Source organism: Lutibacter sp., assembly GCF_016342705.1.
In the GTDB taxonomy this organism is placed as follows: Bacteria; Bacteroidota; Bacteroidia; order Flavobacteriales; family Flavobacteriaceae; genus Lutibacter.
In genome coordinates, this window is the sequence record NZ_JAEINV010000003.1 from 261,748 (window position 1) to 275,065 (window position 13,318).

The 13,318-nt window shown below is 27.9% G+C and carries 15 protein-coding genes and 2 tRNA genes; 9 read left to right on the forward strand and 8 right to left on the reverse strand.

Annotated features, from left to right (window positions below; genetic code table 11):
- The first annotated feature begins 62 nt into the window (after positions 1 to 62).
- The gene (locus JEY78_RS04815) at positions 63 to 422 is read left to right on the forward strand and encodes a CoA-binding protein (protein ID WP_291847341.1); all 360 of its coding nucleotides are present in this window, start codon (positions 63 to 65) and stop codon (positions 420 to 422) included.
- 4 nt (positions 423 to 426) lie between these two features.
- On the opposite strand, the gene JEY78_RS04820 is transcribed toward JEY78_RS04815, so the two are convergent.
- The 3 genes from JEY78_RS04820 to JEY78_RS04830 are packed head-to-tail and all read right to left on the reverse strand — an operon-like array spanning position 427 to position 2,236.
- A complete protein-coding gene (locus JEY78_RS04820; RefSeq protein ID WP_291847343.1) occupies positions 427 to 1,026 on the reverse strand; it encodes a hypothetical protein in 600 nt (199 codons plus the stop codon).
- 26 nt (positions 1,027 to 1,052) lie between these two features.
- Entirely contained in the window at positions 1,053 to 1,346 is a 294-nt protein-coding gene (locus tag JEY78_RS04825; protein ID WP_291847346.1) for a chaperone modulator CbpM, read from the reverse strand.
- On the reverse strand, positions 1,346 to 2,236 hold the full coding sequence (locus JEY78_RS04830) for a J domain-containing protein (protein WP_291847349.1): 891 nt from the start codon (positions 2,234 to 2,236) through the stop codon (positions 1,346 to 1,348). Before JEY78_RS04830 ends, JEY78_RS04825 begins: the two co-directional genes overlap by 1 nt.
- Positions 2,237 to 2,448: 212 nt before the next feature.
- Here JEY78_RS04830 and JEY78_RS04835 point away from each other — a divergent pair, with 212 nt between their 5' ends.
- Entirely contained in the window at positions 2,449 to 3,171 is a 723-nt protein-coding gene (locus JEY78_RS04835; RefSeq protein ID WP_291847352.1) for a hypothetical protein, read from the forward strand.
- Here JEY78_RS04835 and JEY78_RS04840 read toward each other — a convergent pair.
- The 5 genes from JEY78_RS04840 to pyrR are packed head-to-tail and all read right to left on the reverse strand — an operon-like array spanning position 3,168 to position 6,268.
- Positions 3,168 to 4,085, reverse strand: coding sequence for a ribonuclease Z (locus tag JEY78_RS04840; protein ID WP_291847356.1), 918 nt, complete (start codon positions 4,083 to 4,085; stop codon positions 3,168 to 3,170). The two genes, JEY78_RS04835 and JEY78_RS04840, sit on opposite strands and share 4 nt — an antisense overlap.
- A complete protein-coding gene (locus JEY78_RS04845; protein WP_291847359.1) occupies positions 4,082 to 4,441 on the reverse strand; it encodes a T9SS type A sorting domain-containing protein in 360 nt (119 codons plus the stop codon). Before JEY78_RS04845 ends, JEY78_RS04840 begins: the two co-directional genes overlap by 4 nt.
- 16 nt (positions 4,442 to 4,457) lie before the next feature.
- On the reverse strand, positions 4,458 to 4,790 hold the full coding sequence (locus tag JEY78_RS04850; RefSeq protein WP_291847361.1) for a ribonuclease Z: 333 nt from the start codon (positions 4,788 to 4,790) through the stop codon (positions 4,458 to 4,460).
- Position 4,791: 1 nt separating this feature from the next.
- Entirely contained in the window at positions 4,792 to 5,724 is a 933-nt protein-coding gene (locus JEY78_RS04855) for an aspartate carbamoyltransferase catalytic subunit (RefSeq protein WP_291847364.1), read from the reverse strand.
- A gap of 4 nt (positions 5,725 to 5,728) precedes the next feature.
- A complete protein-coding gene (gene pyrR, locus JEY78_RS04860) occupies positions 5,729 to 6,268 on the reverse strand; it encodes a bifunctional pyr operon transcriptional regulator/uracil phosphoribosyltransferase PyrR (RefSeq protein WP_291847394.1) in 540 nt (179 codons plus the stop codon).
- Between the two features lie 187 nt (positions 6,269 to 6,455).
- Here pyrR and JEY78_RS04865 point away from each other — a divergent pair, with 187 nt between their 5' ends.
- The 7 genes from JEY78_RS04865 to JEY78_RS04895 all read left to right on the forward strand — a co-directional run bounded on the left by JEY78_RS04865 (position 6,456) and on the right by JEY78_RS04895 (position 13,179).
- A complete protein-coding gene (locus JEY78_RS04865; protein WP_291847366.1) occupies positions 6,456 to 7,790 on the forward strand; it encodes a tetratricopeptide repeat protein in 1,335 nt (444 codons plus the stop codon).
- Positions 7,791 to 7,803: 13 nt separating this feature from the next.
- Positions 7,804 to 8,769, forward strand: coding sequence for a DUF368 domain-containing protein (locus JEY78_RS04870; RefSeq protein ID WP_291847369.1), 966 nt, complete (start codon positions 7,804 to 7,806; stop codon positions 8,767 to 8,769).
- A gap of 3 nt (positions 8,770 to 8,772) precedes the next feature.
- A complete protein-coding gene (locus JEY78_RS04875) occupies positions 8,773 to 9,795 on the forward strand; it encodes a DUF368 domain-containing protein (RefSeq protein ID WP_291847372.1) in 1,023 nt (340 codons plus the stop codon).
- Positions 9,788 to 10,534, forward strand: a complete 747-nt coding sequence (locus tag JEY78_RS04880) for a shikimate dehydrogenase (protein ID WP_291847375.1) — start codon at positions 9,788 to 9,790, stop codon at positions 10,532 to 10,534. Before JEY78_RS04875 ends, JEY78_RS04880 begins: the two co-directional genes overlap by 8 nt.
- Before the next feature lie 108 nt (positions 10,535 to 10,642).
- Entirely contained in the window at positions 10,643 to 12,655 is a 2,013-nt protein-coding gene (locus tag JEY78_RS04885; protein ID WP_291847378.1) for a DUF349 domain-containing protein, read from the forward strand.
- Positions 12,656 to 12,933: 278 nt separating this feature from the next.
- Positions 12,934 to 13,008, forward strand: a tRNA-Val gene (locus JEY78_RS04890).
- Positions 13,009 to 13,104: 96 nt separating this feature from the next.
- A tRNA-Val gene (locus JEY78_RS04895) sits at positions 13,105 to 13,179 on the forward strand.
- The last annotated feature ends 139 nt before the right edge of the window (positions 13,180 to 13,318 follow it).

Sequence of the window (13,318 nt, forward strand, 5' to 3'; positions counted from 1 at the left end):
AAGACGCTATTTATTTAAAAATGTTACTTCTTTTAACCATTTTAATGAAATTAAAATAAATTATGAAAAAGACATTAGTATTAGGAGCATCTGAAAATCCTGATAGATACTCAAATATTGCTATAAAAAGATTGTTAAATAAAGGTATTGATGTAGTTGCAATTGGAATTAAAACTGGTGAGGTTGATGGCGTTAAAATGGAAATTATAAAAAAAAAATTTGTTGATATTGATACTGTTACGCTTTATTTAAGCGCTAAAAATCAGGTTGAATATTATAACTATATTTTAAGTTTAAAACCAAATAGAGTATTGTTTAATCCCGGTACTGAAAATAGTGATTTTGAAGCACTATTAACTAAAAACGGTATCTCTTTTGAAAGAGCTTGTACGTTAGTTTTATTAAGTTTGGGTAAATACTAATATATTAATTTCGAAAACCTTTTACATCGGGTTCCAAATTTTTTAATTTCATTTTTAAAGCTATATATTCTTTTTGCGTAATCACATTTTTATCTCTTAAAAAAATAAAATTATCTAATTGTTTTTCAAAAGGGATGTCTTCATCAATTTTTGTGTATTTTTCCTTTAGGTATTTATAAGATTGTTTTTTAATTGATTGCAAAAATTTAGACATTATTTCTTTAGAAGGATTGTTGTCAAAAAAATCAATTAAATAACCACTTAAAGTGGCAATGTAAAGCATATGTTTTCGGCTTAAAATAGTAAGTGTTAAAAAAACCAAACAAATAATACCACTTATTATTAAAATAATGTTTAGAGTTTCTTCAGGAAATTTAAATACATTGAAACATGAAAAACTAAAAAACAGTCCGAAACCAACGGCAAGCCACAGCAAAATTTTGTTGGTAATAAATTCACGCGTAATATTATTTATCATTATTTCATCAAAAGGAATAAAAATTTCTCTGGAATTTATAAAGTTTCCAGAGTAATAAATCATTCCTTCTTTAGTAAATTTAACTTTTTTAGAGGTAAAGATTCTTTTTTGTTTAAATTCTTCCATAGGTTTATTTTTTGACAAAAATTTAATCAGTTTTCATATAAGCCAAGTCTATTTTTTAATGAATTTAATTCATTTTCTAATTCGTTAATTTTTGAAAGCATATTAAAAACTACATCAATTCCTTCTATATTAACACCTAATTCAGAATGTATTCTTATAATTTTTTCAAGATCACTTATTTTATCCTGATGCATATATTCAACATGTTCAATAGTTACAATTTCAATTAAATCGTACTCATTTAAATTACTAATAAAAGATATTTCAATATTGTATTTGTTGCATATGGTATTGATTGGTATAAAGTTATCTAAAGTCATTATGTTCTTATTTTAGAAAGTTCATTAAATAATTCTATTTCTTTTACACTTAAGTTTTTGGGTATTTTTATTTGATAGGTAATAAATAAATCTCCAAATTGTCCTTCTTTTTTATATACCGGAAATCCTTTTCCTTTTAATTTTATTTTAGTGCCATTTGTGGTTTCTGGTTTTACTTGTAACTTCACTTTTCCGTCAAAAGTATCAACCGTAATATCACCACCTAAAATGGCTTTGTATAAGTCTAAATCAATTGTTTTATAAAGATTATCTTGGTCTAATTTAAACGTTGTATTATTTATTATTGAAAATTTAATATGCAAATCGCCATTTGGACCGCCATTTATTCCTGCTCCGCCGTGGCCTTTAATTCTGATAACCTGACCATTTTTTACGCCAGCCGGAATGGTTAATCTTATACTTTTTCCATTTATCGTTAAGGTTTGTTTATGTGTTGTATAAACATCCGTTAAGTTAAGTTGAAGTTCAGCATTAAAATCTTGTCCTTTAAATTGAACATTACTGCTTCTTCTTCCGGAAGTTCTGCCTCCAAACATAGATTCAAAAAAGTCTGAATAATCACTTTCATTAAAACCTCTTGAGGATTTTTGTTGATAACTTCTCCTATATTGCTGTTCTTGTTCGGCTTTTTCAAAGTGTTCTGCATGTTCCCAATCTTTACCGTATTTATCATACTTTTTTCTGTTTTCTGCATTACTCAAAACTTCGTTAGCTTCATTAATTTCTTTGAAGTTTTTTTCGGCTTCCTTATTATTTGGATTTAAATCAGGATGATATTTTCTAGCTAATTTTCTGTAAGCTTTTTTAATATCTTTTTCTGTTGCATTTTTATCAATGCCTAAAATTTTATAGTAATCTATAAATGCCATAACAAAAATTGTTTAAAGCGGTTATTAAATCAATTTTAATGTTTTTTTGGGTGAAGTTGAAGATTTTAAAAGGAAATTAAATAATAACACCTCTCTAAAACCTAATTAAAGTTACAAAGAATTTTTTGTTTTTAATAGTATTTGACAATTGTTTATAAATTGAAAGTATTTCAGGTTTTTTTAGCAACTTTGTGCTCATTAAATGTGTGTATATGAAAGCGGAAAAATTTCCAATAAAAATTGATAATGAGCAAGAACAGCTTTTGATAAAAGTTAAAATTAAAAGCTTACAACAAGAGTTACACACAATTGAACAAAAAACAACTGCTTTTGAAGTTATTTTAAGATCGCATTTAATAAATGAACTTATTGAAGAACAGGAGTTAACTGTACTTTACAAAAAACTGCAACAACAAAAAAAGGAAAAACGATTAGCTCAAAAGCAACGAGGAAAAAATTTTAAAGACACCAAGACTTTAAAATTAACAGCTAAAACCATTGTTGAAAATACTAATGAAGTTGATAAAAATGAAAAAAAGAAGTTGTACAGAGAAGCTATGTTACACGTACATCCGGATAAGTTTTCTATGAATCATGAAAAAATAGATTTAGCAACTGAAATTACCACCAAACTTATTGAAATTTATCAAACAGGAAGTTTAAATGATTTAAAGACATTCCATTCACATATATTTAGTGGAAATGCCTTGGAAGATTTTGCTAGCCAATCTGTGCAAAAAATAGACTTAATAGAAGACAATTATTTACAAATAGAATTAGAAAATCTAATAAAAAAACTAGAAATAGCAAAAGCAAAACACACGTATAAAGTTTTAACTGAATATGAGAATCCTTTATCTTTTATTAGTGAGCTAAAAGAGTATTATACTGATAGAATTTTTAAATTAAGAAAGCGTACTAGAAAAGCAAGCTAATTTATGATGAAAACCTTTCCTGTTTCTGCTAATGTTGAGTTTTCGAAAATTTCTTGCGCTTCTGTTTTAAAATCTTCAATATTTTTATAACGACCACTATAATGTCCTAAAATTAATTGTTGGACGTTTGCTTGTTTTGCAATTTTGGCAGCCTGTTCAGAAGTTGAATGTAAGGTTGTTAAGGCTAAATTTTCTTTATCTTTTAAAAAAGTAGTTTCGTGGTATAAACACGTTGCGTTTTTAATAATTGGAACAATCTCCGGATAATATGAAGTATCGCTACAAAATGCGTAACTTTTAGGTTTTGAAGGATTTAGTGTAAGTGTTTCGTTTTTTAAAACAGTTCCATTTTGCAAAGTGAAATCTCTACCATTCTTTAAATTTTGATAATCACAAACTTCAATTTCACTGAAATTTAAAATAGCGTTCATATCTAATTTACGTTCACCTTCCTTTTCTTTAAATAAAAAGCCGTTGGTATACACTCTATGGTTTAGTGGAATAGTATGAACTTCAACTTTATCATCTTCAAAAATTAATTCACTTGTAGTACTGGTCAATTCATGAAATAATAAAGGGTATTGTGTCCAAGAATTTGATAGTTTAAGTTGTAGTGTTATCACTTCTTTAATTCCTTTCGGACCATATACATGCAATTCCGTTTCTCTATTTAGTAATCGGAAAGTAGAAATTAAACCAACCAATCCAAAAAAGTGATCACCGTGTAAATGTGAAATAAAAATATGTTTAATTTTAGAAAATTTAATACCAAATTTGCGAAGTTGAACTTGAGTTCCTTCGCCGCAATCAATTAAAAAATGATGATTTTTTATTTCTAAAAATTGTGAAGTTGGGTGCGCATTAACTCTTGGTGTTGCAGAATGGCATCCTAAAATAGTGAGTGTTAAACTCATTTAATAACTAATCTTTTTGAAATTATTTCTGTTTCTGTTTGTAGTGAATAAATGTACATTCCAGGGGTTAAATTATTTCTGTTAAATATAATAGAGTTATTTCCTGATGAAGCATCAATTTTTTCAAAGTAAACTGTTTTACCTAGTAAATTTTTTACAGTAAATTCAATATTTTGATTTTTACTTGAAATGAAATTTATTCTTGTTTTAATTGTTAAAGGATTTGGGTAAGCAGATAAAGAAAAGATAGTTTCAATACTTTGATTTTTATTTATAGCAGCACTATTATTATAATTTTGTTGACCAAAACTAATAGTAGTAAATAATAAAATTGTTATTAAAAGTAATTTTTTCATCAATAAGCAACTAATTTTAAAATCCTAAATCTCGTTCAATAGCATCCATCTCCAAAATATCTAATGCTTCTGTAAAAGTTGGTACTACATTTATTTCATCTGGAATATCATCAATTTCAATTCCATTGCAAATTATTACAAAACTATAGCCGTTTGTACGGTGTTTTGAACTTATTTTCAAAAATAACAATAAATCTTTAATTTCTGTGTTAATTTTTTCTGAAAAATCAATAATGATATGTTTTTCAGATAATTGTAGGTAATTTTGTTTAAAACAATCTACAAATTCTTTTACCGAATCTTCCGTTGATTTAATAAGAGTATAAGCATCGGTTTTCTTAATATCCATATTAATTTCTTTTAATTTGTTCGGCTAATAAATATATTACAGCCATTCTAATTGCAACACCATTTTCAACTTGGTTTAAAATAATTGATTGCTCTGCATCTGCAACATCACTGGTTAATTCTACACCTCTGTTAATTGGTCCTGGATGCATTATAACAATTTTCTTGCCAATTGAGTCTAATAATTTTTTATTTATTCCAAATAATTGTGTGTATTCTCTGGTGGATGGAAAATAATTAATATCCATTCGTTCATTTTGAACTCTCAAAACATTGGCAACATCACACCACTCCAGTGCTTTTCTAATATTTGGTTCTACGCCAACTCCTAAATTTTCAATATATTTTGGAATTAATGTTTTTGGCCCACAAACTTTAACTTCTGCACCTTGTAATTTTAATGCGTAAATATTTGAGAGTGCCACACGAGAATGTAACACATCGCCAACTATTACTATTTTTTTACCCGTTACGGATCCTAATTTTTCTCTAATAGAGTAGGAGTCTAATAATGCTTGGGTTGGATGTTCATGCGTTCCATCTCCTGCATTCACAATTCGGGCATTTACATGTTTCGATAAAAAATCACACGCCCCAACGTGTGGGTGACGCATTACAATTAAATCAACTTTCATTGATAAAATATTGTTGGCTGTATCAATTAACGTTTCTCCTTTTTTTACTGAAGATTGACTTGCAGAAAAGTTGATAACATCTGCAGAAAGTCTTTTTTCAGCCAATTCAAAAGATAATTTCGTACGCGTACTGTTTTCAAAAAATAAATTGGCAATTGTAATGTCTCTTAAAGAAGGAACTTTTTTTATGGGTCTGTTAATTACTTCTTTAAAATGGTCGGCAGTTTTAAAAATTAAATCAATATCGGCTTTATTAATATGTTTAATTCCTAAAAGGTGTTGTACACTTAGCTGGTTCATGAACTTATTTATTTAATATATAAACGGCATCTTTTCCATCTCTTCCTTTCCAGTGGACTGTTACTTTTTCTTCATTAATAACGTCAACTTGTCTTCCTCTATAATCTGGTTGAATTGGTAAATGACGACTAAATCTTCTATCAATTAATACCAATAATTCAATATCTGAAGGTCTTCCAAAAGATTGTATGGCTGTTAATGCAGCTCTAATGCTTCTTCCAGAAAACAATACATCGTCAATAAAAACAACTTTTTTATCTTCTACAATAAAATTAATATTTGTTTTATTGGCTTCTAGAGGTGCGTCTCTCCGCCTAAAATCATCTCTATAAAAAGTAATGTCTAATTGCCCAAACTCAATAGAAGGAATTTTGTAATCATCCTTTAAAATTTCAACTAATCGCTCAGCTAAAAATGTTCCTCTTGGTTGAATTCCAATTAAAACAGTGTTTTCAAAGTTATTATGATTTTCAATTAGCTGACAAGCCAATCGATGCAAAATGATGTTAATTTCTTTAGAATTAAGAAGTGTTTTTTTACTCATTGTAGTACCAAACATTGTTTGGAATACAAATATAAAGCATTTTGTTAATTAATTTGTTAAAAACATTTAGAAGTTATTTTTAATTTTTTACATAGTTCATGTACTTTTATTGCAGAAGTAATTATTTATTTACACTATGCCTTTAACTCCAAGAGAAAATAATGTTTCGTTGTCAAAATTTGAATCAATGCTTAAAACTAATAGCGTTTATTTTTTTGATTCGATTGAATTTGAGGAGATTATACATTATTATCTAGATTCTGGAAAAAATTCATTGGCCAACAAAGCAATAACTTTAGGTTTAAAACAGCATCCAAATTCTGTAATGTTAAAATTATTAAAAGCAGAATTACTTATTTTTAATGATGAAATTGACGAAGCTAGCAAGTTGTTAAAGGAAATTCAAGCAATTGAACCAACAAATGAAGAGGTTTATATTCAACAAGCAAGTATTCTTTCAAAAAATGATGATCACGCCGGAGCTATAAACGCATTGAAAATTGCACTGAGTTATACAGATGACGAAGTTGATGTACGATCAATGATAGGTATGGAATATTTGTATTTAGATAATTTTGATGAAGCACGCCTAAATTTTGCCAAGTGTTTAGAAGTAGATTTTGAAGATTATTCCTCATTATATAATGTAATTTATTGTTTTGATATGCAAAATCAGCACCAAGAAGCAGTAGTTTATATTAATAGCTATATTGATAAAGATCCATATAGTGAAGTGGCTTGGCATCAATTAGGAAGACAATATTATATTTTAGAACAATTTGATGAGGCATTAAAAGCTTTTGATTATGCAGTTTTAATTGATGAACTTTTTGTAGGTGCTTATTTAGAAAAAGCTAAAACGCTAGAGCAACTCAATTTATGGGAATCTGCCATTGAAAATTATAAAATTACGGTTAAATTAGATGATCCAACATCATTTGCATTCTTAAGAATTGGAGAATGTTACGAGCGTTTAAAAAAATCTACACAGGCCATAGAATTTTATAAAAAAGCGGTGCATGAAGATCCTTTATTAGAAAAAGGTTGGATAGCAATTACTGAACTTTATTTAAAACGAAAAAATTACAATAAAGCTTTGTATAATATTAATAAAGCTATTGAAATAGATGATCAAAATGCTTTGTACTGGCGTAAATTTGCTGAAATTAATTTAAAATTAAATCTTTTTGAAGAGGCAGTTGAAGGTTTTGAAAATTGTATTATTTTACAAGATTATGATTTAGTAATTTGGATAGGAATCAGCGATGTTTTATGCTTTTTAGGTGAATTTGAAGATGCGTTGGTGTATTTACAAAAAGCTAAAACATATTTTAAAGGTTTTGCAGAAATAGATTATAGGTTAGCTTGTTTATATTATAAATTTAAAAATCACAAAAAAGGCGAATTGCATTTAAATAAAGCCTTAAAAACGGATTTTGAATATCACTCCATTATTAAAGAATTATTTCCAGAAGTTTATGAAATGAAAAATGTAAAAGAAGTGATTTATAATTTCAAATAAACTTCATATAAAAATGTTACATTTGTCAGAAAACATAAAAAGACAAATGGAGCAAAGAAACTTTTTTCAATATTTAATAATTACACTAAAAGGTATAGCAATGGGTGCTGCGGATGTAGTTCCTGGAGTTTCTGGTGGAACAATTGCATTTATTTCAGGAATTTATGAAGAACTTTTAGCAGCAATTAGCTCAGTAAATTTTGATACTTTAAAAGTGTTAAAAAATGAAGGAATAAATGCTGCGTGGAAAAAAGTAAATGGAAATTTTTTATTGGCACTTTTATCAGGAATTTTCATCAGTGTATTATCGCTTTCAAAAATAATATCGTATTTGCTAGAAAACCAGCCAATTTTAGTGTGGTCGTTCTTTTTTGGATTGGTATTGGCGAGTATTTTGTATGTTGCTAAGCAAATTACACAATGGAATTTTATAACAGTTGTTTTACTTATTATTGGAGCTGTTGGAGCCTTTTATATTACCACATTGCAACCTATGGTAAGTGAAAATTCTTCACCTTTATTTATATTTTTAGCAGGAGCTTTAGCAATTTGCGCAATGATTTTGCCTGGTATATCAGGGGCATTTATTTTGGTTCTTTTAGGAGCTTATAAACCAGTTTTAGATGCAATTCATGATAAGGACTTTAAGTTATTAGCAACATTAGCTGCTGGAGCGGTGGTTGGATTATTATCTTTTTCAAAAATATTAAATTGGCTATTTAAACATTACAAAAATTTTACTCTTGCGGTTTTAACTGGGTTTATTTTAGGGTCTTTAAACAAAATTTGGCCATGGAAAGAAACCTTAACTTGGCGTGTTAATTCGCATGGTATTAAAGTTCCTTTTAATGAACAAAGTGTATCTCCTTTTAATTTTAATGGAGATGCTCAAATACTTACAGCAATTTTATTGGCTTTATCAGGATTTGCATTAATTTTATTATTAGAGAAATTAGCTAATATTTCAACTAAAAAATAAATTATGGCACGGGAACGCAGTTTTGCTGATAAATTTTTCCTTTTTTTAAAGGGATTGTCTATGGGCGCTGCAAATAAAGTTCCTGGTGTTTCTGGAGGAATGGTTTCTTTTGTATTAGGTTTTTATGAAGAAATGATTTATTCCTTCAAAAAAATAAACTTTAAAGCGTTTAAATTGTTGTTTAATGGACGATTTAAAAGCTTTTATTACTACACAAATGCACCGTTTTTAGTGTTGGTTTTTAGTGGAAGTATGTTCAGCTATTTTAGTGTTTCTTTGGTGTTAGATTTTTTAATTGACACATATGAGTTATATGTATGGAGCACTTTTTTTGGAATGATAATTGGCTCTATTTATTATATTTCAAAAGATTTTAATGACTGGAATACAAAAAATATTATTTCAATGTTGGCAGGAGCTGCTGTTGGAATTGCTATTAGTTTTATGAGTCCGGCAAAGGAGAACGATAATTTATGGTTTGTGTTTTTCTGTGGAATAATTGGAGTTTCAGGGATGACCTTACCAGGCTTATCAGGTTCTTTTATTTTAATTTTAATGGGTAATTATGTGCTGTTGTTAGTAGATTCAGTTGCAATGCTATTTAAAACATTAACAGAAGTTTTTACTGGTGATTTTAGTTTTTTGAAAAGTGAAGAAAGAATCCAATATCTTAAAATTATTGGTACTTTTACGTTAGGTTCGGCATTTGGTTTAGTAACTACATCTCATATATTGGGTTGGGTTTTAAAACGCTGGCATCAAATTGTAACTGCTGTAATAATAGGTTTTATTGCTGGTTCACTTGGAATTGTTTGGCCTTGGAAAAAGGAAATTTATAAAATTGTTGATAATAAAATATTGTTAGATTCAAAAGGTGATAAAATAATTCAGAATTTTGAAAGATATTTTCCTGATTTTTCATCTTCCCAAACGTGGATCGCAATTGTATTTGTAATAATAGGAATGGGGATTATTCTTGTTTTAGATAAGTTTAGTTCTAATAGAAAAGAGTTAATAGATGGATAATAGATTTAAATTTGGTTTAATTGGTAAGGATATTTCTTACTCGTTTTCACCTACATATTTTGCGGAAAAATTTAAAAAATTAGGTTTAGAAAACCACAAATATTTTAATTTTGATATTCCTGAAATTGAGGAATTTCCATTTATTTTATACCATAGAGAACATGAATTTAAAGGATTAAATGTTACAATTCCTTATAAAGAAAGTATTTTAAGGTATTTAAATGAAATTGATCAAGAAGCAAAAGAAATTGGAGCTGTAAATACTATAAAAATTACGGACGATAATAAATTAATAGGTTATAATACTGATGTTTATGGTTTTCAAAAATCTATTGAACCTGTTATTAAAAAACATCATAAAAAAGCACTAATTTTAGGAACTGGAGGTGCATCTAAAGCTGTTAATTTTGCTTTCAAAAAAATGGGAATTGAAGTTAAATTTGTTTCCAGAAATGTATCGGATAATGCGTTATTATATTCATTATTAACCAAAGAAATTTTGGAAGAATATACAATTATTGTAAATTGTTCTCCTGTTGGAACACATCCAAAAGTTGATGAGGCTCCAAATATTCCCTATCAATTTATAAATGAAAATCATTTGTTATTCGATTTAATTTACAACCCTTCGGAAACAAAGTTTTTAAAAGAAGGTAAAAGTAGAGGAGCAACCATAAAAAATGGAAATGATATGTTAGAATTACAAGCCGAAAAGTCTTGGGAAATTTGGAATTCGTAAAAAAAATAATATAATTTTTTACGCAACTTTTAAAATAAAAATACATCTTATAATGAAACAGTAAATGATACTGTTATAAACTTAAAATTGAACCTTAAACATTTTTATATGTTAGACGAGAATACCAAAGTACCAGAAGAAAACAATCCTTCAACGCCTCAAAATTCTGAGGAAAACACACTAGAAACAGTTCAACAAGAAAAAACAATTCAAGAGGAAGTAGCTCCTGAAGAATCAGTTGAACAAAAAATAGTGAAAGAAGAACCAGTTCAAGAACCAATTAAAGAAGAAGTCATTATTGAAAAACAATCTTCAGAACCTGTGAAAACTCCAAATAAAGCTATTGATGAAATTGATGATGAGATTGCTGCAAGTTCAGAAAAAATTGAACACGAAAACTTAGAGGATAAAGATTATTCAAACCTATCATTAGAAGAATTAGTTGCGGAACTTACTATTTTGGTAAAAGAAAGTCCTGTTCAAAGCATTCAAAATAATGTAAATAATATTAAAAATGCCTTTAATATTAAATTTGGGGAGATATTAAAAAAAGAAAAAGCTAAATTTTTAGAGGAAGGCGGCAATATTGTAGATTTTCAATATAGCGACCCAATTAAAACTTCGTACAACAGCATTTTATATGACTATAAGGTAAAAAGAAATGAATTTTACGCTGGTCAGGAGAATATGTTAAAGAAAAATTTAGAAGCTAAACTAGCATTAATAGAAGATTTAAAGCATTTAATAGATAATGCCGATGGATCTACTATGTATAAAATATTTAAAGATATTCAAACAAAATGGCGTGAAATTGGTCCAATTCCAAGAGCAAAGTATAATGATGCTTGGAGAACGTACCATCACCATGTTGAACGTTTTTATGATTTATTACATTTAAACAATGATTTAAGAGATCTTGATTTTAAACATAATTTAGAAGAAAAATTAAAGTTAGTTCAAAAAGCGGAAGAGCTGGCAGAAATAGAAGATGTAAATGAAGCTTTTAAAGAATTACAAGTAGTTCATAAACTTTGGAAAGAAGAAGTTGGACCTGTAGCAAGAAATGATAGGGAAGAGGTTTGGAATAGATTTAGTGAGGCAACAAAAAAAATACATGATAAAAGGCATGAGTTTTTTAAAGATGTTAGATCAAAATATGATGAAAATGTTGAAGCTAAGAATGAAATTATAGCTTTAATAGAAGCTATAGATACTTCAAAGAATAATTCCAGAGCAGATTGGCAAAAAAGTATAGATGAAATTGATTTATTAAGGAATAAGTTTTTTAGTATTGGGCAAACACCAAGAAATGTAAGCGATAAAATTTGGACAAAATTTAAGGCAGCAACCAAAAAATTTAATGTATCAAAAAATAAGTTTTTTAAAGAAGTTAAAAAGGATCATTTAGATAATTTGAATGCTAAAAAAGAGCTTATTGAAAAAGCGATTGCATTAAAAGATAGTGAAGATTGGGATTCGACTACTGAAATAATGAAAAAAATTCAGGCTGATTGGAAAAAAATTGGGCATGTTCCTAGAAAATATTCCGATAAGCTTTGGAAAGAATTTAAGGATGCTTGTAATCATTTTTTCGATAGACTACATAAAAGACAAGATGCTGGAAACAAAGAGCAACTTGAAGTTTTTAATGAAAAGAAAGATATTTTAAAGAATTTAAAAGAAGATGTAGAAGATGATGGTAAAGATTTAACTTTAGATGATATTAAGGAATATGTGAATGATTGGCGCAACTTAGGAAGAGTTCCTTTTGAAATGAGGCATATTGAAGTGAAATTTAATAAACTTATTGATAAAGTAGTTGAAACAAATGATGATATAGACAAGGAGGAAGTTGAAATGATAAAATTCAAAATTCTTGTGAATGGTTATTTGGAACAAAAAAATTACAGAAAATTAGATTCAGAACAACTTTTTGTTAGAAAAAAAGTAGATGAGTCTGTAAAAGAAATTCAACAATTAGAAAACAATTTAGGTTTTATATCAAATATTAAAGAGGATAATCCTTTAGTAATAAATGTTAGAAATAATATAAATGAATATAAAGATAAATTGGAAATTTGGAAAGCAAAGTTGGATTATTTAAGACAATTGGAGTATTAAAAATATTATTTTAAAGCATTTGAAAAAAGAGTTACTTAAAAGTGACTCTTTTTTTTTGAAATACAATTTTAATTTGAAATCAATATATTTTCTTCATTCAAGTAAATTATATGCAATAAGTTTTTGTTGGCTGTAAAAATAGAGGTGTATAAAATACTGAATTTAAGTTGGTTATTGTGAAGGTTATATTTTTGTTGTAAAAAAGCACTTATTTTGTAAAATAAGTTGTGAAAATCTTTGATAATTAGGAAATGTAATTATATATTTGCATCCGCTTAGGGCAATTAGCTCAGTTGGTTCAGAGCACCTCGTTTACACCGAGGGGGTCGGGGGTTCGAATCCCTCATTGCCCACAAAAAAGTCTTCACTAAATGTGAAGACTTTTTTTATTTATATGTGTTCAAAAAATTTGCTATATTAAAAAGAGATTGTATATTTGCATCCGCTTAGGGCAATTAGCTCAGTTGGTTCAGAGCACCTCGTTTACACCGAGGGGGTCGGGGGTTCGAATCCCTCATTGCCCACTAAAACAAAAAAGCTTCCAATTTGGAAGCTTTTTTGTCTTTTATGCATTGGTGATTGTTACTAATCCGTTACAAAATTCCAAACTTGTCCAATAGTTTGGCCTCCTTTATTGTCTTTTACAACAACTTTCCAATAATA